The sequence below is a fragment of the Rossellomorea sp. SC111 genome, from assembly GCF_024733565.1.
Taxonomy (GTDB): Bacteria; Bacillota; Bacilli; order Bacillales; family Bacillaceae_B; genus Rossellomorea.
In genome coordinates this window covers 57957-78528 of sequence record NZ_JANIOC010000013.1, presented here as the reverse complement: position 1 = coordinate 78528, position 20572 = coordinate 57957, and the positions used below count along the sequence as shown (strand labels likewise).

The window sequence follows — 20572 nt, the reverse complement described above, 5'->3', positions numbered from 1 at the left end:
AATATAACGCGGGCTTACTGAAATAAGAGAGTCATTCTACAAGGGGATGAGTCTTTTCGTTATGCATGAACGAAACATTATTGTGACGAAAATTAAGAGGTAGAGAGTGATTGGACAACTCTCCTATGAAAACACATAAACCTTAATAAAAACCAGCCAATTTGTATTAGAAAGGGAGATACCATTCATGTTTGGAACGAAAGATTTAGGGATTGATTTAGGAACTGCTAACACATTGGTGTACGTGAAAGGCAAGGGGATTGTCGTTCGCGAACCTTCTGTCGTGGCACTTCAAACAGATAATAAGCAGATCGTTGCTGTGGGTAATGACGCAAAGAACATGATCGGCCGTACACCGGGGAATGTCGTTGCACTCCGCCCGATGAAGGATGGAGTCATCGCTGACTATGAAACGACCGCCACGATGATGAAGTATTACATAAAGCAGGCGACACGCAATAAGGGGGCTTTTTCACGAAAGCCTTATGTCATGATTTGTGTACCTTCAGGCATTACAGGGGTGGAGGAAAGAGCGGTCATCGATGCAACAAGACAAGCAGGGGCACGGGATGCCTACACGATTGAAGAGCCTTTCGCAGCGGCGATCGGAGCAAATCTACCTGTATGGGAACCGACAGGAAGCATGGTCGTGGATATCGGTGGAGGAACGACGGAAGTGGCGATCATCTCTTTAGGTGGAATCGTGACAAGTCAGTCGATCCGTGTTGCCGGGGATGAAATGGATGACGCGATCATCAATTATATCCGTAAGACATATAACCTGATGATCGGGGACCGAACAGCGGAAACCATCAAGATGGAAGTGGGCTCTGCAGGAGATTCTGAAGGCATCGAAGCGATGGAAATCCGCGGGCGTGACCTTTTGACAGGATTGCCGAAAACGATTGAAGTAACGGCTGTGGAAATTGCATCCGCCCTTCATGATACCGTCTACACGATTGTGGACGCCGTAAAGAGTACGCTTGAAAAAACACCGCCGGAACTTGCTGCAGACATCATGGACAGAGGGATTGTACTTACTGGAGGCGGAGCTCTTCTTCGCAACTTGGACAAGGTGATCAGCGATGAAACGAAGATGCCGGTACTTATTGCCGAAGAACCACTGGATTGCGTGGCAATCGGGACAGGGAAAGCCCTTGACCATATTCACTTATTCAAAACAAGAGGAAAATAATAATTGATCGTAATGGGGGACGTTTCCTTAAGGATGCAAGGGCAGCCTTAAGGCCGGCCCCATCTTTTTTCGAAGAACCATGAATATTTTGACGAATGATATCAAATATAAACGATTTTTGATATAGTATTTACTAGAATGAGAAAAGGTTGAGGTGTACATCATGCCACAATTCTTCCTGAATAAACGTTTGATCATTCTGCTCGTCAGTGTCATTGTCCTGGTGGGATTAATCGGATTTTCTTTGCGGGACCGGGATAGCATCAGCTGGCCTGAGCAGTTTGTGAAAGACATGGTAGGATTCGGACAGTCATTGGTTTCAAAACCTGTCAATTATGTAGCCGGAGTTGTTGATAACGTTCAAGATCTTCAAAATACATATACAGAAAACGAAAAACTGAAAACGCGTTTGGATGAGCTGATCAAACTTGAAACAAAAGTGAAGGACCTGAAACAGGATAACGATGAATTACGGGCGGTCCTTGATAAGAAGGAGAATCTTCGCGCTTATAAAACGGTTCAGGCAACCGTCATTGCAAGAAATCCGGATCAATGGCAGGAACTCATCACCATCGATAAAGGTGAAGTGAACGGGATCCAATCGGATATGGCCGTCATCTCTTCAGCCGGATTGATCGGAAAGATTAAAAGCGTCAATGAATTTTCATCTACAGTCGAATTGATTTCGACAAATAATACAAAAAACCGGATTTCCACTGTCATCCAAAGTAAAGACCAGGATATAAACGGATGGATTGAAGGATACGACAGTAAGAAAGAAGAAATCTTAGTGAAGCGGATTTCCAACGATATGAAGGTTGAAAAAGGGTCGAAAGTGATGACCTCAGGCCTTGGCGGGGTGTTCCCTAAAGGATTGGTCATCGGGGAAGTGAAGGAAGTCAAGCCGGATCAGTATGGGTTGACGCAAACGGCATATGTGAAGCCTGCTGCTGATTTCTATCATTTAGAGCATGTCATGGTCATCGATCGGGAAATTCAAGGTGTGACGGAAAAGGACGCGGTTGAGGAGGAAGAGCAATGATCAGCCGGCTCCTCCTTCCGTTCATGACTTTGCTTTTCTTCTACAGTGAAAGTCTATTTGTCCATCTTTTTCCAAGTGAAGAGTGGTTCGATCAGAAATTGATCGTTCCGCATTTCCTGATTATTGTGCTGTTCTTTATTTGTGCATTTTACCAATATCGGACCGCACTCCTTTATGGGTTCATCTTTGGCTTCCTATTTGATATTTATTACACTGAAATCAACGGGATTTACCTGGTGCTATTCCCATTTGTCATTTTTCTGTCACATCAGATGATGAAGGTGTTACATAATAACCTCTTTGTTTTAGGGATCATAACCCTTGTGGATATTTCTGTTTTAGAGTTTTTGGTTTACGAGATCAACCATATTATCAAGAGGACAGATTTGACGTTCATGCAGTTTGTGGACTGGCGTTTATGGCCGACTTTGGTCCTGAATGTCCTGTTTTATATCATTCTGGCATTTCCATTTAGAAACTACCTTCTAAAGAAACGGAAAGAGTGGTTGGATGAATAAATTCAATTAGTAATTTTTTCATATAAAGAGGAAATGACACTGCTTATGTCGAATTTATAGACGACTGAGGTGAAAAATTGCGACATGAATAAGAAGCCAAATGTGATGATAAAAGGAACAAAAGAAGGACTGACTCTTCATCTCAACGATCAATGCTCGTTTCAGGAATTAAAAAAGGAACTGGACGATAAGCTGTCTGCCCAATACAGGGAAACAGAAGGAACCCCTCTCCTGACGGTCAATATTCAAACAGGCAATCGTTACCTGGAAGAAGATCAAGTGGAAGAGTTGAAGGATATCGTAAGACAAAAACGCAATTTAGTTGTAAACGAAGTATGGAGTAATGTCATAACGAAAAATGATGCAGAGAAACTCATAGATGAACGAAATATCGAAACCCTCACCGGGGTCATCCGTTCAGGACAGGTCGTGGAAGTGTCCGGCGATATTCTCGTAGTAGGAGATGTCAATCCGGGGGGGAAGGTCCTCGCCGGGGGGAATATTTACATACTAGGTTCATTAAAAGGGATTGCCCATGCAGGCTGCAATGGAAATGATGAGTCGGTCATCGTGGCTTCGAAAATGGTCCCATCCCAGCTTCGGATCGCAGATTCCCTGAACCGTGCACCTGATCGGGTGGAGGAAGAGGATGACCGCGAAATGGAATGTGCGTATGTGGATGAAAGTGGGCAGATCGTTGTCGATCGATTACAAGTTTTGAAACATCTTAGACCAAATATTACTAGTTTTAAAGGAGGAAGCTAATGTGGGTGAAGCCATAGTTGTTACTTCAGGTAAAGGTGGAGTGGGAAAGACGACTACTTCTGCCAATGTTGGTACAGCATTAGCTCTACAAGGCAAAAAGGTTTGTCTGATTGATACGGATATCGGCCTCAGGAATCTGGACGTTGTAATGGGCCTTGAAAACCGGATCATTTATGATTTAGTTGACGTAGTGGAGGGCAGATGTAAAGTCCATCAAGCCCTTGTGAAAGACAAACGCTTCGAAGACAAATTATTCTTACTGCCTGCTGCTCAGACGAGTGATAAATCCGCTGTCAATCCTGAACAGATGAAAAAGCTGGTACTGGACTTAAAGCAAGACTATGATTATATCATTATCGACTGCCCTGCAGGAATTGAGCAGGGGTATAAGAACGCCGTTGCAGGAGCAGATCGCGCGATCGTCGTGACCACTCCCGAAATTTCGGCAGTCCGGGATGCTGACCGGATCATCGGCCTTTTGGAGAAGGAGAACATCGAGCCTCCGAAATTGGTGATCAATCGTATCCGGAATCATATGATGAAAAACGGTGAAATGCTGGATGTGGATGAAATCACAACGCATCTTTCCATCGATCTTCTCGGAATCGTCGCCGATGATGACAATGTCATTAAATCGTCGAATAAAGGGGAACCGATCGCACTTGATTCAACCAGTAAAGCGTCGATTTCTTACCGGAATATTGCGAGGCGGATTCTAGGTGAATCGGTCCCGCTGCAATCCCTGGAAGAAGAAAGAACAGGCGTCTTTATGAAAATTAAAAAGTTATTTGGTGTAAAAGCCTAAAGATAAACACGGTCCCGGCAGGTCGCATGATGCGTCCTGCCGGGACTTTTTTATGTTCACGATGAATATTCTCTCAGGACAAGTCATACATTGTAGCAAAACATGTGTAATGGAATCTTGGTATGGATCTGACACCCGTTTGCCCATCAACAGGAATGGACCAAGCCAATCACTGGTTATGAAACAATACCTTATAAAAAGGAATGGTGTACATGGGGAATCGAGCGGATGAAATACGGAAGAGGATAGCAAAACGAAAAAAAATGGGAGGGGCAGGCTCCGGCGATAATCCGTCTTACTTTCTGCCAACGGATGAGGAACGCTATGGAATGGAGCGTCAGACAAGCTTTGAAGGCGGTCCTCCCCCGGCAGGAGTCCATCCTCTTTTTAAGAAAGAAACCTTCATGCTGAAAATACTCGGGGCCGGGATCATGGTGTTGGTGACGGCCATCATGTTCAAAAGCCCTTCCCCGGCATTCACTGACGCAAGAACCGTTGTCATGAAGACAATGGATACGGAGTTCCAATTCGCCGCTATTTCCACCTGGTATGAAGATCAATTTGGAAAACCACTTGCGTTGTTGCCTGCAAGTGATTCCGGCAAAGAATCCGCATCCGAACAAAGTGCTGAATATGCAAGACCTGCTTCTGGGAAGGTCGTAGAAAATTTCAAGACCAATGGGCAGGGAATCATGCTGCAGACGGTCCTTGGTGAGGATGTAACGGCTATGAAGGGAGGTTTGGTTCTATTTGCAGGGAAAAAGGAGGAGTTGGGGAATACGGTGGTCATTCAACATGCGGACAAATCAGAATCGTGGTACGGCAATTTGGAATCGATTGATGTGAAGCAGTATGAATCAATCAAGAAGGGCTCTCTAGTAGGCAAGGTTTCATCCAGCAGTCAAGACGAATCAACGGGTGAGTTTTATTTCGCCATTAAAATGGGTGATGAATTCATCGACCCGATCCAGGTGATGTCATTTGACTAATTTCATTTCACTCCTGAAGAAGTTTTACGTCCATCCCTTACTGTGGCTTGTAATCGGGATTGCCATAATGACGGCCCACTTCTTTGAACTGATCATGCTCCTCGTCATCATAACGATCCATGAACTGGGCCATGGGATCATGGCTCAATCCTTTTCCTGGAGAGTGAAAAGAATAGCCCTGCTACCCTTTGGGGGTGTCGCTGAGATGGATGAGCACGGGAACCGTTCCTTAATGGAAGAGTTCTGGGTGGTGGCGGCTGGCCCCCTGCAGCACGTCTGGCTTATTGCTTTTGGCTTTTTACTGTTGGAGTTTGGAGTGATCAGTCAGGATACCTTTTCGCTTTTTTTTCAGCTGAATATGATGGTGTTGCTGTTTAACCTCCTGCCCATTTGGCCATTGGACGGGGGGAAGCTGGTTTCCCTGCTCCTTGCGACAAAGTTGAATTATTTGAGGGCATATGAATACACGCTCCTCTTTTCATTTGGGTTATTACTGCTGTTTCATCTGATTGTACTCGTCACCGCTCCCCTGCACCTGAATTTGTGGATCGTCCTGTCCTTCCTGTACTTCTCCCTTTGGGTCGACTGGAAGCAGAGGAGATATGCGTTTATGAAGTTTTTATTAGAGAGGTATTACGGGAAGAGCCATCAATTTGTGCAACTGCGGCCGTTGCCCATTGAAAGTGATGAATCCATCATGACGGTGGTGGAACGGTTTCAGCGGGGTGTGAAGCATCCACTGGTTGTATTTGAAAAGGGGGTTGAAGTGGGGAAACTCGATGAGAACGAGCTGCTCCACGCCTTCTTTGCGGAAAAGATGACATCAGCGAAGACGAAGGATCTTCTCTACCTTTATTGACGAATGGACACGAACTGTATAAAGTAAGGGCATACTGGTAAAAGGGTTGGACTCAACCCTTTTTTCTTATGAGTTTTTCTGTGGAAAAGGGGTTTAGGTATGGAAGAAATGATTGTACACAGTAAGGGCAGGGAAAAACGGTGGGTACACCGTTCACATAATGAAATTATCGGTCTATATACATATCCGCCTGGAGAAGAAAGCTTGACGGGCAATATTTACTTGGGACGGGTCATCAAGGTCCAAAAGGGACTCGGTGCGGCGTTTATCGATTTCGGGCAAGGAAAGAATGGTTACCTCCATGAAAAGGACTTTCCGCAAAATGTGAAAGCGTATCATGAGGGAAGTGATCCGGCCCCGATCGGAAATTGTGTCCATGAAGGGGAAAAAATCATCGTTCAGGTGTTAAAGGATGAGATGGGGACGAAGGGTGCCAGGTTGACCGCGGTCATTGAACTGAAGGGTGAACATCTCGTGTATATGCCCAAGGGGTATTATGTGGCGGTATCCAAAAAAGTGGATGAGGAAAATCGTAAGGTGTTGAGGCGATTAGCGAATGAGTGGAAACGAGGGGGAGAAGGCATTGTGATGCGCACCAACGCCTCAGGGGTGAAAGAGGCAGTGTTACAAGAAGAGGTGAACTCCCTGCGCGCACGCTATGAAAGGCTGGAGAGGGTATCCAATAGGGCGAAGTGTCCGTCCCTCCTCTCCCGGCAGGATACCTTCTATGAGGATCTCCACGAGTACTTGAAAAAAGGAGATGGTGGGAAGATCGTCTTCGATGAGTATGACAGCCTTCTTCAGGTCGAGGAAATGAGCGGGGCGGGAATCAAAGAAAAATGGACGTTCGAGGTTTATCAGGGTCACGAGAATATTTTTAAACATTATGACGTTTACTCGGCATGGGAGAATGCCCTGAAAAAAATAGTGTGGCTTCCGAACGGGGCCACTCTTGTCATCGAAGCAACGGAAGCCATGACGGTTGTGGATGTCAATTCCGGAAAATTCACCGGGAAAGACAACTTGGAGCAAACCATACTGGAGACGAATAAACTCGCGGCAGCAGAAATGGCGAAACAGCTTACGATCCGCAATTTAAGCGGGATGATCCTGATTGATTTCATTGATATGAAAAAGGACAGCCACCGCCAGGAAGTGATCGATGCTCTTTCAGAATCCCTCATTTCAGATCGGCAGCGTACAACGATTGTAGGGTTCACAAAACTCGGGATCCTTGAATTGACCCGGAAGAGGACCCGTCAGCCCCTTGCCGGTGCCTTGACCCGGCCGTGCTCGGTATGTCATGGTACCGGGAGGGAAATGAGTCCCGAGACGATGGCCTTCCAGCTTGAGCGGGAACTGTGGGAATGTGAAGGGATGGACGGCTCACGAGTTGAAGTGGAAGCGACCCGGGAAGTAGCGGATAGTTTTGCTGGGAAACAGGGCATCCACATCGAGAGACTCCAGAAAGCATTGAATAAAAAGATCAACATAAAGGAAATCACTCACGATCATCCTTATTTCAGAATAACGAAGATCGTATGAATTTCTTGAATGTTATTGACAGTATATCGATTTATGTGATAGGATTCTAATGTTATTGATTGTAGCACCCGTGCTACAACCGCTCATTACAGGTACAAAAGCTTGGAGCAATCCAACACCTGTCATTGGCGAGTCTGAGTTTATAAGGAGGTGCGATTATGTACGCAATTATCGAAACAGGTGGTAAGCAAATCCGTGTAGAAGCTGGTCAAGCAATCTACATCGAAAAGCTTAACGGAGAACAAGGCGATACGGTAACTTTTGACAAAGTTCTATTCGTTGGTGGTGACGATGTGAAAGTAGGAAGTCCTTTAGTGGATGGAGCTACTGTAACAGCGAAAGTTGAAAAACAAGGCCGCGCGAAAAAGCTTGTAGTATTCAAATACAAAGCGAAAAAGAACTACCGTCGTAAGCAAGGTCACCGTCAACCTTACACTAAAGTTGTCATTGACGAAATCAACGCGTAAGGCGTGGTTACATGATTAACGTTTACGTAGAGCGTTCACCCGGGAAAAGGATCCGTTCTTTCTCCATGGATGGACATGCTGATTTTGCCGAAAATGGGCAAGACATTGTCTGTGCAGGTGCTTCTGCTGTTTCATTCGGCAGTATTAATGCCATTATGGCGTTAACCGGTGTAGAACCGTCCATCGAGCAATCCTCTGATGGTGGATTCCTTCGCTGCGTCATCCCTGATGATCTTCCGGAAGAAACGGAGAGCAAGATTCAGCTGCTGCTCGACGGCATGCTTATCAGCCTCCAGACGATTGAAAGAGACTATAGTGATTTTATTAAAATAACCTTCAAAAAGTAGGAGGTGGAACAGATGTTAAGATTAGACCTTCAGTTTTTTGCGTCCAAAAAAGGAGTAGGTTCGACTAAGAATGGTCGTGACTCTATCTCAAAGCGCCTTGGTGCTAAGCGTGCAGACGGTCAAATGGTTTCTGGTGGATCAATTCTTTACCGTCAACGCGGTACGAAAATTTATCCAGGCCTAAACGTCGGCCGTGGCGGCGACGATACACTTTTCGCTAAAACCGACGGTGTTGTTCGTTTCGAACGCATGGGTCGTGACAAGAAAAAAGTGAGCGTATACCCAGTTGCGAATGAAGCTTAATCGCATATCTTTAACGAAAACTCTAACCGACTTTCGGTTAGAGTTTTATTTTTATCAGGGGTATTTTCTCAGGTTCCCGGGATTGATTTTCAAAAATCCGATTTCCTTACAATACACCAATTTCACAGAAACAATATACGCACCACGCCCAACTTTGATATACTTACAGGTAGCACTTAAGTATAGGAGTTAGATTATGAGCGAAAATTGGGGTGTAGTCGAGGCGTTGAGGCATGCCCGCCACGACTGGATGAATGATTTGCAATTAATTAAAGGGAACCTGGACCTTGGCCGTGTGGAGCGGGCGAAACAGGTCATCGAGGAAATGGTCCTTGTTGCACAAAATGAATCTAAGCTTTCGAATGTAAAGCTTCCATTGTTGGCAGAATGGATTTTAACCTATAATTGGTCAAGACATTTGATTAAGCTGGATTTTGAAGTCCTTCGACTCGAGCCCCACCGGCTTGAAGATAAAAGACTTTACAACTGGTGCAAGGAGTTCCTGGAATTCCTTGAATCAAATGTAATGAACAATGCAGAAAATCAATTATCCATCTTACTGGACATTACAAAAGAACAATCCCGTTTTATATTTGATTTCACAGGTATACTAAAGAGTACAAGCTTAGTGGAAGACTGGATCAACAATCAACGATCAAACGGAGAAAATATAGAAATAGAACAACTACAAGAAGAGGTTCTTGTCGTTCATGTAATCGCTGAATGATTGAAGCGATTGCAGTGATAAGTTAGGAGTGAAAGTATGTTTATAGATCAGGTCAAGGTTTATACAAAGGGCGGTGACGGAGGAAACGGTATGGTTGCCTTCCGTCGTGAGAAATATGTACCTAAAGGTGGTCCCGCAGGGGGAGATGGCGGTCACGGTGCAGACGTCATTTTCGAAGTGGATGAAGGCTTAAGAACGTTAATGGATTTCCGCTATCAACGTCACTTCAAGGCACCTCGTGGAGAGCACGGGATGAGTAAGAATCAGCATGGTCGCAATGCCGAGGATATGGTTGTCAAGGTTCCACCCGGGACAGTCGTGAAGGACGATGATACAGGTGAAACAATTGCAGACCTTGTGCAGCATGGTCAACGTGCAGTGATCACGAAAGGCGGACGCGGGGGAAGAGGGAATTCCCGCTTTGCAACGCCTGCAAATCCTGCACCTGAGCTTTCTGAGAAGGGTGAGCCGGGTCAAGAGCGTTATATCGTGATGGAATTAAAGCTTCTCGCTGATGTTGGATTGGTAGGATTCCCGAGCGTCGGGAAATCAACACTGCTTTCCGTTGTTTCAGCAGCGAAGCCTAAGATCGCTTCGTACCATTTCACAACGATCGTTCCGAATTTAGGGATGGTTGAAACGGGAGACGGAAGAAGCTTTGTCATGGCCGATCTGCCTGGATTGATCGAAGGTGCCCATGAAGGCGTCGGACTCGGTCATCAGTTCCTTCGTCATATTGAACGTACGCGCGTCATTGTGCATGTCATTGATATGAGTGGAATGGAAGGAAGAGATCCATACGAGGATTATCTGACGATCAATGAAGAGCTTAAGCAGTACAATCTTCGTTTAACGGAAAGACCACAAATCATCGTTGCCAATAAAATGGACATGCCGGATTCTGCTGAGAATCTTGAAATTTTCAAAGAAAAGATGCAGGAAGATTACCCTGTATTCCCTATCTCTGCGGTTACGAGACAGGGGCTTTCCGAACTGTTGTATGCCGTTGCGGATAAAGTGGAAACAACAGCTGAATTCCCGATCCATGAAGAAGAAGAAACGGGTATTCACCGTGTTCTTTACAAGCATGAAGAGGAAGAAAGAGAATTCGAAATCACGCGTGATCCTGATGGTACATTCGTCGTCGGCGGTGCGAAAATTGAACGTTTGTTCAAAATGACGGACTTCTCCCGTGAAGATTCGGCAAGACGTTTCGCGAGACAGCTTCGTTCATATGGTGTAGATGATGCCCTTCGTGAACGTGGTGCCAAAAATGGCGATACGATCCGCTTGATAAAATACGAGTTCGAATTTGTAGATTAAGTTTCATCCTTCATCTATTTCAGACAGAGGAGCAGGTGGCGGTTGCCGCTACCTGCTTTACAATAGAAAGCGAAAGCGGTATTTAAAGGGGCTTGCTGCCTCGAACCTCTACTGCTACACAATTGGAGGAATAGTCATTGGGGAAAAAATTTCAAGAAGGCAAGTTTTATTTAGTGCGTGAAGACGTGCTGCCGGAAGCGATGAAGAAGACCCTGGATGCAAAAGAATTGATTGAAAGAGGCAAGGCGGATTCGGTATGGGAAGCGGTCCACCGGGTTGATTTGAGCCGGAGTGCCTTTTACAAATACCGGGATACGGTATTTCCTTTCCACACCATCGTGAAGGAACGGATCATCACACTGTTCTTTCATTTGGAGGACCGGTCAGGGACGTTGTCTCATCTATTAAGTGAAACAGCCAAGCATGGTTGCAATATATTGACGATCCATCAGACGATTCCGTTGCAAGGAAGAGCGAATGTCACACTCTCCTTGAACGTAACGGACCTCACGATCGGATTGGAAGACTTACTCTCAAAGCTCCGTCGTTTGGAATTTGTCGAGAAAGTGGAAGTGTTGGGTTCCGGAGCCTGACACTTCTTTTTTTTATAGAAAACCTTCCCCTTTGTTCATATACGTGTTAGAATGTTCAATAAATTTCAAGTGAGCGAGAGGAAGATCAGAGTGAAGATTGCATATTTAGGACCACAGGCTTCCTTTACAGATTTAGCCGTCAAGAGGGCATTTCCCGATGAAGAAACGGTTTCGTATGTGACGATACCGGATTGCATTGAGGCGGTGATCGAGAATGAAGTGGATTACGCGGTTGTTCCATTAGAAAATGCCCTGGAAGGCTCAGTACATATTACGGTGGATTATTTGTTTCATGAAGCGAACTTAGCGATTGTCGCTGAATTGACGTCCGCCATTCAACAGCACTTAATGATACATCCGGCATGGAGTGACAGTGAAGAACAGATCGGGAAAATCCTTTCCCATTCCCACGCCTTGGCACAGTGTCATAAATTTTTACATAAGCAGTTTCGAGGGGTACCCCTGGAACAGACGACGAGTACGGCTGCCGCTGCTAAATTCGTTAGCGAGAATCCTGATTCATTTCTTGGCGCAATCGGGAACGAGCTGTCAGCAGAAAAATACGGATTGAACATCCTGCATGAGAACATTCATGATTTTGCCTATAATCATACCAGGTTCATCGTCTTACATAAAACACCCGATCCACTGACCCTGCCCCAGGAAAAGAGCATGGAAAAGACAACCTTGATGGTGACTCTTCCGAAGGATCGATCGGGAGCCCTTCATCAGGTATTGTCCACATTTGCCTGGAGACAGCTGAACTTAAGTAAAATTGAATCAAGACCGCTGAAAACGGGACTCGGTGATTATTTCTTCTTAATTGATGTGGCTCATGAAATGGATGATGTCCTCCTTCCGGGAGCGATCAGTGAAATGGAAGCCCTCGGATGCAGAGTGAAAATGATCGGGACGTATTCTTCCTATTTATTGGATAACTAAAGAAAAAAGGCAGATCCCTTGTGGATTCTGCCTTTTTTTGGGCGTGCCGCCATCAGCCCTATAGATCACTCTGAATTAAAAAGCCTGCTTCATGGAGCGCATTTTCTGCTTTATCCAGGGTTTGTTCCGTTTGGGCCATTAATGTATGTAAATGGACACCGTCGGTCAATTCTGATAAAAAGGATGCACCCGTTTCATCAATTTTCTTCATGAATTGCTCGACTTCTTTGCGGTTTGACACCATGATTGAAGCGGTCAGATCACCATACACACCGTGTTCGATCTTGACATCCTTGACTGTGACCCCGTGATCGACAAGTAAAAAGAGTTCTTCTTCCGACCGGTGAGGCAGATGCTTGCAAGCAACCGTCCGTTCAACCATCGTATCCTGATTCGAGGCAGGCATAAACAAGTAGCCTTGGCTTGTCGCGATGATGGGTTCGCCTTTTGCTTTCAATAGGGTAATGTCACTTACGATTACCTGTCGGCTGACATTGGTCTGCTTCGCGAGCTCTCCCCCTGTTATCGGGGAGAGTTTTGTCATTAGTTTATCGAGGATCCACTGTCTTCTTTCTTCTCCCAGGATTTTTTTTCCTGCCACCATTATCTCCTCCGTCCCAATCGATATAGGAAATCATATCACAACCGGCTCTTCAAGTTAAGGGAGATCTTAGAGACGCATGTATGTCTGACAATGCATCGACCAATTCTGCTATTTGTTCCTTCCTTGTATCCCTTCCGAATGATATCCGGATGAATTCTTTTCCAGCTCTTTGACTGACGCCCATACTCTTAAGTGTCTTGGGTAAGTCCTGAGAACCGGCACCGCATGCACTGCCGGTGGAAATCCCCATTCCGCGCCTATTGCATTCAAGCATGAGCCACTGTCCCTCAAGGCCGTGGATGCCAAGACCGATGACATGTGGCAGCTGAGCATGTGCCGGTCCTTCATAAAGAGTGTACCGGCCGGGCAGCAGTTCTTCCAGTCCCTTTAAAAAATGTGTTCTCATCCTCATGTAATGGGGTGTTGCAAAGGAATGGTGACACAGATCAGCGGCAGTCACAAATCCTGCTATCCCCGGAAGATTCACCGTTCCCCCCCTGAATCCGTCTTCATGTGTCTGTCCAGGTATCATGGGAGTGATGTCCAGGGCTGGATTGATGTAAAATGCGCCGACTCCTTTTGGACCGTAAATCTTATGGGATGAAAGGGTGAAGCTGTCGACCTTGGTAGTGAATTCGGTGACATCCATTTTCCCGAATGATTGAACCATATCGCTGTGAAGCAGGATATCACGATGTCTCAGTAGATCATGAATGGCATGGAGTGGCTGGATCGTTCCAATTTCCCCATTGACGTGTCCAATGCTCACGACAGTCGTATGTTCCGAAAGAGATTCTTTGACCTTTTGAGGATCGATCAGGCCATCTGAAGTCAAAGGGATCTTCGTGACTGTAAAGCCCAGCCCTTGGAGAAAAGCAGCTGAGGAGTGAATGGAAGAATGCTCTGCTCCTCCGATAATGATGTGTTTTCCTTTTTTTTGCCTGCTTAATGCCAGTGTGACAAGGGCTATATGGTTCCCTTCCGTCCCACCGGAAGTAAAGTGGATCCCTATAGAAGGGACACCGAGCAGCGAAGCCAATTTTTCTCTGCATTTTGTAAGGAGATGCCCTGCTTTCCCCCCGATATCGTGAAGGCTGCTCGGATTGCCCCAGAATTCTTCACTTACGGTCCGGAACACGTGTAAACTCTCAGCATCTACAGGGGTGGTAGCAGCATAATCAAAATAGTTCATTATATAACCTGCCTTTTATGGGAATTGTCTGAATATATGAGTCTTGTAAAAAACTCTTGTCATTAGTTTAATAATGTGTAAATATATGTGTCAAGACACCTGTAAATAATCAGGAGGGTTTTTTGATGGAAAAAACCGATATTATCATCGTAGGAAGTGGCATTGCTGCTTTGCAATTGGCACACAGACTTCAAGATCAATTTTATGTGATGATTATCACAAAGGATGAAATTGAAAGTGGTAACTCGTATCTCGCTCAAGGCGGGATCGCGGCACCTATAGGATTGAAGGATTCCGTCCATGCCCATATGAAGGATACACTTGAAGCAGGGTGCTATCACCAGCTTGAAGACCGTGTGAAAGAACTCATAGAAGATGGAAAAAGGATCGTGGAATCCCTGGTGAATGAAGGGGCACCTTTCGATCGAAAAGAGGATGGAAGCCTTTCTCTCGGAATGGAGGGGGCACATAGTGAACATCGCATCCTTCATAGCGGTGGGGATCAGACGGGGAAATTTTTAATGAACCATTTATTGAAATCCCTTTCAAAGGAAAAGGTTCAATTCGTGGAACGGGAAATGGTGTACGAACTTGTCAAAAATGACAAGGGGCACTGCTGCGGGGTGAAGACCAAGGATAAAGATGACGCCATCCGCTTTTACTATGCTCCTCATATTGTTCTCGCAACTGGAGGAATCGGTGGGTTATATCCGTCTACCTCCAATCATCCGTCCGTAACGGGAGATGGGATGGCTCTTGCCTTTCTTGCAGGAGCAAAGCTTTCGGATATGGAGTTCATTCAGTTTCATCCGACGCTCCTTTGGTCGGAGGGGAAAACATGCGGTCTGATTTCAGAAGCGGTGAGAGGAGAGGGAGCCATACTTCTCAATGATGAGGGAAAAAGGATCATGGAGGGCATTGATCCCCTCATGGAACTTGCACCCCGGCATATTGTGGCGGAGTGTATATACAAGGAACGACGGAAAGGAAGAAATGTGTATCTGGATATTAATAGCATAGAAGACTTTCAAGGGAAATTCCCTTCTATTTCCGCCCTTTGCTCAAAACATCATATTTCCATTGAGGCAGGGAGGATCCCTGTTTCTCCGGGATGTCATTTTATGATGGGAGGGATTGTGACCGATCGTGTGGGAAGGACCAATATTCCCGGACTGTATGCCATCGGGGAAGTTGCATGCAGTGGCATCCACGGTGCGAATCGCCTCGCCAGCAATTCCTTGTTGGAAGGCTTGGTATACGGGGAGCGTCTGGGTGAATATTTGATCGAGAGTGGAGTCCGTTCCACTGTGCTTATCCATTCCCCATTCGACCGGATCGTCGAGGGTGAGCCCTTATCGATCCCTTTTCATGCAGACGAATTAAAAGAAGGAATGATGAAGCACGTCGGAATCATACGGAAGGAAGAAGGCTTATCCGCTCATTTGAAGTGGTTAAAAGAACAGCCTCTTACCTTTCAGGAGCATATTGATTTTAATTCACGTGAAGAAATTCACTTGTATTTCATGTGGATTGTAAGCCTTCTTGTTACAGAGTCTGCGTTATTTAGGACAGAAAGCAGGGGAGGTCACATCCGGGCAGATTTCCCGAAGGAAGATAATGCAGGATGGTTGAAACGGAAAATGGTATTACAAAAAAATGAAGGGCGATTGAGGGTGGACGATCATGAACAAAATGAAACTAAAATCTATGCTTGAAACATTTTACCGGGAAGATCTTGGTGACGGGGATTTGTCGTCTGATATCCTGTTCAGAAAAAGCGATCAAGGATCCTTTTCCCTATTCATGAAAGAACAAGGCGTTTTTTGTGGGAGGGATGTGATTGAGATCGGCTTCTCCCTTTTTGGTCCAACGGTCGACGCCCAGGTGTTCGTAGAAGATGGTGAATGGGTGGAAGCGGGACGATTCATTGCTGAAATCCATGGTCCCATGGGGGATCTCCTCCAAGGGGAGCGGGTAGTCCTCAATCTGATCCAGCGTATGAGCGGTATTGCAACGGAAACGTACCGGGCGGTGGAACAGGTGAGAGGCACAGGGGTACGGCTATGTGATACACGGAAAACGACGCCGGGACTCCGTATGGTTGAGAAGTACGCTGTAAGGACAGGTGGCGGGTTCAACCACAGAAACGGTCTATATGATGCCGTCATGCTAAAGGATAATCACATTTCTTTCGCCGGGTCGATCACCAGGGCTGTGAAACAGGTGAAAGAGCAAGTTGGTCATATGGTGAAAGTGGAAGTGGAAATTGAAACGAAAGAACAATTATTGGAAGCGATTGATGCAGGGGCAGATGTCATCATGTTCGATAACTGTACTCCGTCGACGATTAAGGAGTGGGTTCCTCTTGTACCGTCTCATATCGTGACGGAAGCATCGGGCGGGATCACCAGGGAGGGTCTTCATGCTTATGCGGAGACAGGTGTTCATTATATCTCCCTCGGGTATTTGACGCATTCTGTGAAATCACTTGATATCAGTGCAAGAGTAGGAATGGGGAAGGGGTATGAACATGGGGTTACTCGATGAATTAACGAAAGAAACGAACGTCCTGCCTGAATCATTCACCAGCCTCTCGACAGTCGAGATGGAAAACAGAGTGAGGGAAATCAAGCTGCAATTAGGAAAGAAGCTTTTCATTCCCGGGCATCATTATCAAAAAGACGAAGTGATTCAATTTGCCGATGCTGTTGGTGATTCCCTCCAGCTGGCCCAACTGTCCGCTGAGAATAAAGAGGCGGAGTTCATTGTGTTTTGCGGTGTTCATTTCATGGCTGAGACGGCAGACATACTGACGGAGGATCATCAGGTGGTCATCTTGCCGGATATGAGGGCCGGATGTTCCATGGCGGATATGGCAGATATTTATCAGACGGAAAAGGCGTGGGGGAAGCTTATGGAAATGTTCGGTGACAGTATCATTCCCCTTACCTATGTGAATTCGACGGCAGCCATCAAAAGCTTTGTCGGAAAGAATGGCGGAGCCACGGTTACATCTTCAAATGCCCACAAAATGGTGGAATGGGCATTGGGAGAGAAACAGCGTATCCTTTTCTTGCCTGATCAGCATTTAGGACGTAATACGGCGGCTGATCTTGGTGTTTCCTTAAGTGAGATGGCCGTTTGGGATCCTATACAAAACGAATTGGTCTATGATGGCGACATGGAAGAAGTGAAAGTGATTCTATGGAAAGGTCATTGCTCGGTGCATGAAAATTTCACTGTGAAAAATATCGGGGATATCCGTGAAAGTCATCCTGATATGAAAATCATCGTTCATCCTGAATGCCGCCGGGAAGTAGTCGAGAAGTCTGATTTGAATGGCAGCACAAAATACATTATTGAAACGATTGAAGGATCACCTCCCGGATCTGCCTTTGCCATCGGTACGGAGATGAATCTCGTGAAAAGGCTGATCAAAGAGCATCCGGATAAACAGATCGTTTCCCTGAATCCATATATGTGTCCTTGTTTGACGATGAACCGGATCGATTTACCACATCTCCTTTGGTCATTGGAAAAAATAATGGGTGGAAATCCGGAAAATATCATCAAGGTGGATCGAGATGTCTCGAAGAATGCAGTCTTCGCTTTAGAACGCATGCTGGCACGTGCTTGATGATTCAAATAAAAAAATGAACAAGCTGAAATATACCGTCCCCATCCTTGGAACGGTATATTTTTTTTGCATATCTCATAAGTTTTTATGTAGATGATTAGCAATTTGCCTATCTTGTCATAGGATATATAGACTTATGCCTGAGGAGGGAAAAAGAGTGAAAATCCATATCGTACAAAAAGGGGATACTCTTTGGAAGATCGCCAAGAAGTATGGCGTGAATTTCGAAGAATTAAAACAGATGAATGCCCAGCTTTCAAATCCCGATATGATCATGCCCGGCATGAAAATAAAAGTGCCGACTACAGGCGGAACCGTAAAGAAAGAGACACAAATAAAATACGGATCCAAAGAGATGCCTATGAAGGAGATGCCTAAAGCAGAGCATCCATTCAAAGAGCAGAAGCCTATGGCCATGCCGGTCGAAGAAGCAAAGAAAGAAATGCCGAAAGAAGTACAAAAGCCTTTTGCACCAAAAATGCCGAAACCAGTTGTACCTGAAATTGATATTAACAACTATTACATGATGAATATGGCAAACATGCAAGTGCAGCAGCCAAAGCAACAGGCTAAACCAATGCCAAAACCAAAATCACCGCCTAAACCTACCAACGTACTCCCTAAAGCAAAAGAACAGCCAAAGCAAATGCCAAAACCAAAGCAGGAAGCCGTAAAAGGTGTTCAAGAAGAAGAAAGCTTACAAATGCCATCACAACCACAAGGAGGGAACACCCAGCCTATGTATTATAACCCGAATAATTGCGTACCTGTATCACCGGTCATGCCAGGATCAGGTTTCTGTCCGCCACACGGAGGAATGCATCAAGGAGCAGGCTATGGGATGCCGATGGGGCAAGGGATGCCGATGTGGCAAGGAATGCCGATGGGGCAAGGAATGCCTATGGGACCTGGCAGTCAGGTTCAAGGTGCTCAATCGATGCCTGGAATGCAGAACATGCCGATGATGCCACATATGGGGTATGACGAAGAGTCGTCTTCTGTTATGCCGTATATGCCTCAAGGACAAATGCCGATGCAGCAGCCAATGCAGATGCCGATGCATATGCAGCAACCGATGCAAATGCCGATGCAACAGCCGATGGGTCAGCCGTCAGGAGTGATGGGTGCATCTGAAGAGAACTTCCCAACGGCTCAAATGCCTCAGCAACAGGCTCCTTACATGCCGTATCCACAGAACTGCTATCCGGTCTCCCCAGTCATGCCTGGACCGGGATTCCAAGGCGGCGGAATGCCTGGCGGGTATCCGATGGGACCAGGAGGCCAGGTTCAGGGAGCGATGTGGGAAGAGTCGCCTTCCATGGGTGGACATCAAATGCCGATGGGGCAACCGTCCAATGTGATGGGAGCACAGTATCAAACGCCTATGGGTCAGCCATCAAATGTGATGGGAGCAAGTGATCAGGGGGATTGCGGATGTGGTGGACCGAAATCAGGTCAAATGATGCATCAACCGATGATGCCGCAGCAAATGCCTCAAGGAATGCAACAGCCATACGGCTTCGCTCCGGGAATGATGGGCCAGGGAATGCCTGGTCAAGGAATGCCTGGTCAAGGTATGCCGATGGGACCTCAAGGTCAGGGAATGGGAATGCCGATGGGCCCTCAGGGGATGCCGATGGGACCTCAAGGCCAGGGAATGCAAATGGGATCACCGGGAATGTTTGGTCCAAGAGCATTTAGCATGCCGAATTTCAATGACGATGATTTTGAGGGATAAGATGCATGTACGAGGGGACGATTATTCACATCGTCTCCTTTCTTTTTTGCGATATAAATTAAATGATCCCGGAGCATCCCTGAAATTGATTAAAGAAGGGAAATGGGTGCTGAAAAGCCTTGGGAGGAAATGGTTCGTCAAACGATTTCCCAATCAGTTGAAGTTCCTGCTTCAGGAACGGTTGATTTCAACCCTATTAAGTGAAAAGTTTTATCATGTCCTGCCATTTCACCCCATTCATGAAAGGGAACTTTTATTATTTGAAGGATCCCCTATCGGTATTACGATGTGGCTGGAAACTTCGAGGGCAATTCATTACGACCAGGCGGATGACAGAGAAGATGCATTGCACGTATTGAAAAAGTTTCATGGCGTATCAAAAACGATCCATGGTTCATGGACAGAAGAGGTCCCTCACTATCATTGGCTGAAAAAATGGAAAAAACGGCTGATGCAGTTTCAATATAATCTCCCCTATTTGCAGGCATTCATCCAGCCCTATTATTTGTATACGTATTTAGAGTGGGGGAAATGGGCATTAAAAGAATTAAAATCGGTCGGCATCCAGGAATATGGAGACTGCATCACACATGGGGATGTGGCGCATCATAATTTCTTAAGGGGAAAGAATGGGATTGTATATTTGATTGACTTCGATCTCATGTCACTCTCTACGGAAATAACGGACGATCTGCAGTACTGCAATCGGATTCTGCCCTATTTAAATTGGTCCCTCAGTGATATCAAAGAAATGGAACCATTCCATACTTATCGTGATCATCTCATCTTTCACATCGGATTGATGTATCCATCCGATGTATTCAGGGAGTGGAATCGCTTCATCAGGGAAGACCAATCGTATAAACAGCGGGTATGGGGATATTTAACGAACTTGACGATTCAGCAATTCTCCCGGCGGATGCAATTTAATCAGGAACTGCATGGAGAAGTGAAAAGGATCAATACCCAATTGTAGGGGAT

General features: G+C 45.8%; 22 protein-coding genes and 1 other annotated feature. Of the genes, 20 read left to right on the top strand and 2 right to left on the bottom strand.

Features of this window, described 5'->3' with window-relative positions; translation table 11 throughout:
- Positions 1-187: 187 nt before the first annotated feature.
- The 15 genes from NQ095_RS17090 to pheA all read left to right on the top strand — a co-directional run bounded on the left by NQ095_RS17090 (position 188) and on the right by pheA (position 12420).
- Positions 188-1195, top strand: coding sequence for a rod shape-determining protein (locus NQ095_RS17090; RefSeq protein ID WP_060670864.1), 1008 nt, complete (start codon positions 188-190; stop codon positions 1193-1195).
- Positions 1196-1358: 163 nt separating this feature from the next.
- Positions 1359-2237: a rod shape-determining protein MreC gene (gene mreC, locus NQ095_RS17085; RefSeq protein ID WP_258264649.1), complete on the top strand. Its 879-nt coding sequence runs from the start codon at positions 1359-1361 to the stop codon at positions 2235-2237.
- Positions 2234-2755, top strand: coding sequence for a rod shape-determining protein MreD (gene mreD / locus NQ095_RS17080; protein WP_258264648.1), 522 nt, complete (start codon positions 2234-2236; stop codon positions 2753-2755). Before mreC ends, mreD begins: the two co-directional genes overlap by 4 nt.
- Before the next feature lie 84 nt (positions 2756-2839).
- A complete protein-coding gene (minC, locus tag NQ095_RS17075) occupies positions 2840-3520 on the top strand; it encodes a septum site-determining protein MinC (protein ID WP_224519429.1) in 681 nt (226 codons plus the stop codon).
- A 1-nt stretch (position 3521) separates the two neighbouring features.
- Positions 3522-4325 (top strand): septum site-determining protein MinD, encoded by an 804-nt coding sequence (gene minD / locus NQ095_RS17070; RefSeq protein ID WP_258264646.1) that lies wholly within the window; start codon positions 3522-3524, stop codon positions 4323-4325.
- A 212-nt stretch (positions 4326-4537) separates the two neighbouring features.
- Positions 4538-5314 carry a M23 family metallopeptidase gene (locus NQ095_RS17065; protein ID WP_258264645.1) on the top strand — a complete coding sequence of 259 codons (777 nt, stop codon included), beginning with the start codon at positions 4538-4540 and terminating at the stop codon, positions 5312-5314.
- A complete protein-coding gene (locus tag NQ095_RS17060; protein WP_258264644.1) occupies positions 5307-6173 on the top strand; it encodes a M50 family metallopeptidase in 867 nt (288 codons plus the stop codon). Before NQ095_RS17065 ends, NQ095_RS17060 begins: the two co-directional genes overlap by 8 nt.
- Before the next feature lie 99 nt (positions 6174-6272).
- The gene (locus NQ095_RS17055) at positions 6273-7718 is read left to right on the top strand and encodes an Rne/Rng family ribonuclease (RefSeq protein WP_258264643.1); all 1446 of its coding nucleotides are present in this window, start codon (positions 6273-6275) and stop codon (positions 7716-7718) included.
- Positions 7719-7785: 67 nt separating this feature from the next.
- Positions 7786-7864 (top strand) — a sequence feature (ribosomal protein L21 leader region).
- A gap of 12 nt (positions 7865-7876) precedes the next feature.
- The gene (gene rplU, locus NQ095_RS17050) at positions 7877-8185 is read left to right on the top strand and encodes a 50S ribosomal protein L21 (protein WP_060670849.1); all 309 of its coding nucleotides are present in this window, start codon (positions 7877-7879) and stop codon (positions 8183-8185) included.
- An 11-nt stretch (positions 8186-8196) separates the two neighbouring features.
- On the top strand, positions 8197-8532 hold the full coding sequence (locus NQ095_RS17045) for a ribosomal-processing cysteine protease Prp (RefSeq protein ID WP_258264641.1): 336 nt from the start codon (positions 8197-8199) through the stop codon (positions 8530-8532).
- A gap of 12 nt (positions 8533-8544) precedes the next feature.
- Positions 8545-8835 (top strand): 50S ribosomal protein L27, encoded by a 291-nt coding sequence (rpmA, locus tag NQ095_RS17040; RefSeq protein ID WP_034757227.1) that lies wholly within the window; start codon positions 8545-8547, stop codon positions 8833-8835.
- 196 nt (positions 8836-9031) lie between these two features.
- Positions 9032-9562, top strand: a complete 531-nt coding sequence (locus NQ095_RS17035; RefSeq protein ID WP_258264639.1) for a sporulation initiation phosphotransferase B — start codon at positions 9032-9034, stop codon at positions 9560-9562.
- A gap of 36 nt (positions 9563-9598) precedes the next feature.
- The gene (obgE, locus tag NQ095_RS17030) at positions 9599-10885 is read left to right on the top strand and encodes a GTPase ObgE (protein ID WP_258264638.1); all 1287 of its coding nucleotides are present in this window, start codon (positions 9599-9601) and stop codon (positions 10883-10885) included.
- 137 nt (positions 10886-11022) lie between these two features.
- Positions 11023-11478 carry an ACT domain-containing protein gene (locus tag NQ095_RS17025; protein WP_034757235.1) on the top strand — a complete coding sequence of 152 codons (456 nt, stop codon included), beginning with the start codon at positions 11023-11025 and terminating at the stop codon, positions 11476-11478.
- A gap of 51 nt (positions 11479-11529) precedes the next feature.
- Positions 11530-12420, top strand: coding sequence for a prephenate dehydratase (gene pheA, locus NQ095_RS17020; RefSeq protein ID WP_258264637.1), 891 nt, complete (start codon positions 11530-11532; stop codon positions 12418-12420).
- 58 nt (positions 12421-12478) lie between these two features.
- On the opposite strand, the gene NQ095_RS17015 is transcribed toward pheA, so the two are convergent.
- The gene (locus NQ095_RS17015; protein WP_258264635.1) at positions 12479-13024 is read right to left on the bottom strand and encodes a transcription repressor NadR; all 546 of its coding nucleotides are present in this window, start codon (positions 13022-13024) and stop codon (positions 12479-12481) included.
- A 49-nt stretch (positions 13025-13073) separates the two neighbouring features.
- Positions 13074-14216 (bottom strand): IscS subfamily cysteine desulfurase, encoded by a 1143-nt coding sequence (locus NQ095_RS17010; RefSeq protein WP_258264634.1) that lies wholly within the window; start codon positions 14214-14216, stop codon positions 13074-13076.
- A 125-nt stretch (positions 14217-14341) separates the two neighbouring features.
- Here NQ095_RS17010 and nadB point away from each other — a divergent pair, with 125 nt between their 5' ends.
- The 5 genes from nadB (at position 14342) to NQ095_RS16985 (ending at position 20567) form a co-directional block, all read left to right on the top strand.
- On the top strand, positions 14342-15931 hold the full coding sequence (gene nadB, locus NQ095_RS17005; protein ID WP_258264633.1) for an L-aspartate oxidase: 1590 nt from the start codon (positions 14342-14344) through the stop codon (positions 15929-15931).
- Complete coding sequence (gene nadC / locus NQ095_RS17000; protein WP_258264632.1) at positions 15900-16763, top strand: carboxylating nicotinate-nucleotide diphosphorylase; 864 nt, start codon at positions 15900-15902, stop codon at positions 16761-16763. Before nadB ends, nadC begins: the two co-directional genes overlap by 32 nt.
- The gene (nadA, locus tag NQ095_RS16995; RefSeq protein WP_258264631.1) at positions 16747-17853 is read left to right on the top strand and encodes a quinolinate synthase NadA; all 1107 of its coding nucleotides are present in this window, start codon (positions 16747-16749) and stop codon (positions 17851-17853) included. Before nadC ends, nadA begins: the two co-directional genes overlap by 17 nt.
- Before the next feature lie 157 nt (positions 17854-18010).
- The gene (gene safA / locus NQ095_RS16990; protein WP_258264630.1) at positions 18011-19591 is read left to right on the top strand and encodes a SafA/ExsA family spore coat assembly protein; all 1581 of its coding nucleotides are present in this window, start codon (positions 18011-18013) and stop codon (positions 19589-19591) included.
- A gap of 46 nt (positions 19592-19637) precedes the next feature.
- Complete coding sequence (locus tag NQ095_RS16985) at positions 19638-20567, top strand: aminoglycoside phosphotransferase family protein (RefSeq protein WP_258264629.1); 930 nt, start codon at positions 19638-19640, stop codon at positions 20565-20567.
- The last annotated feature ends 5 nt before the right edge of the window (positions 20568-20572 follow it).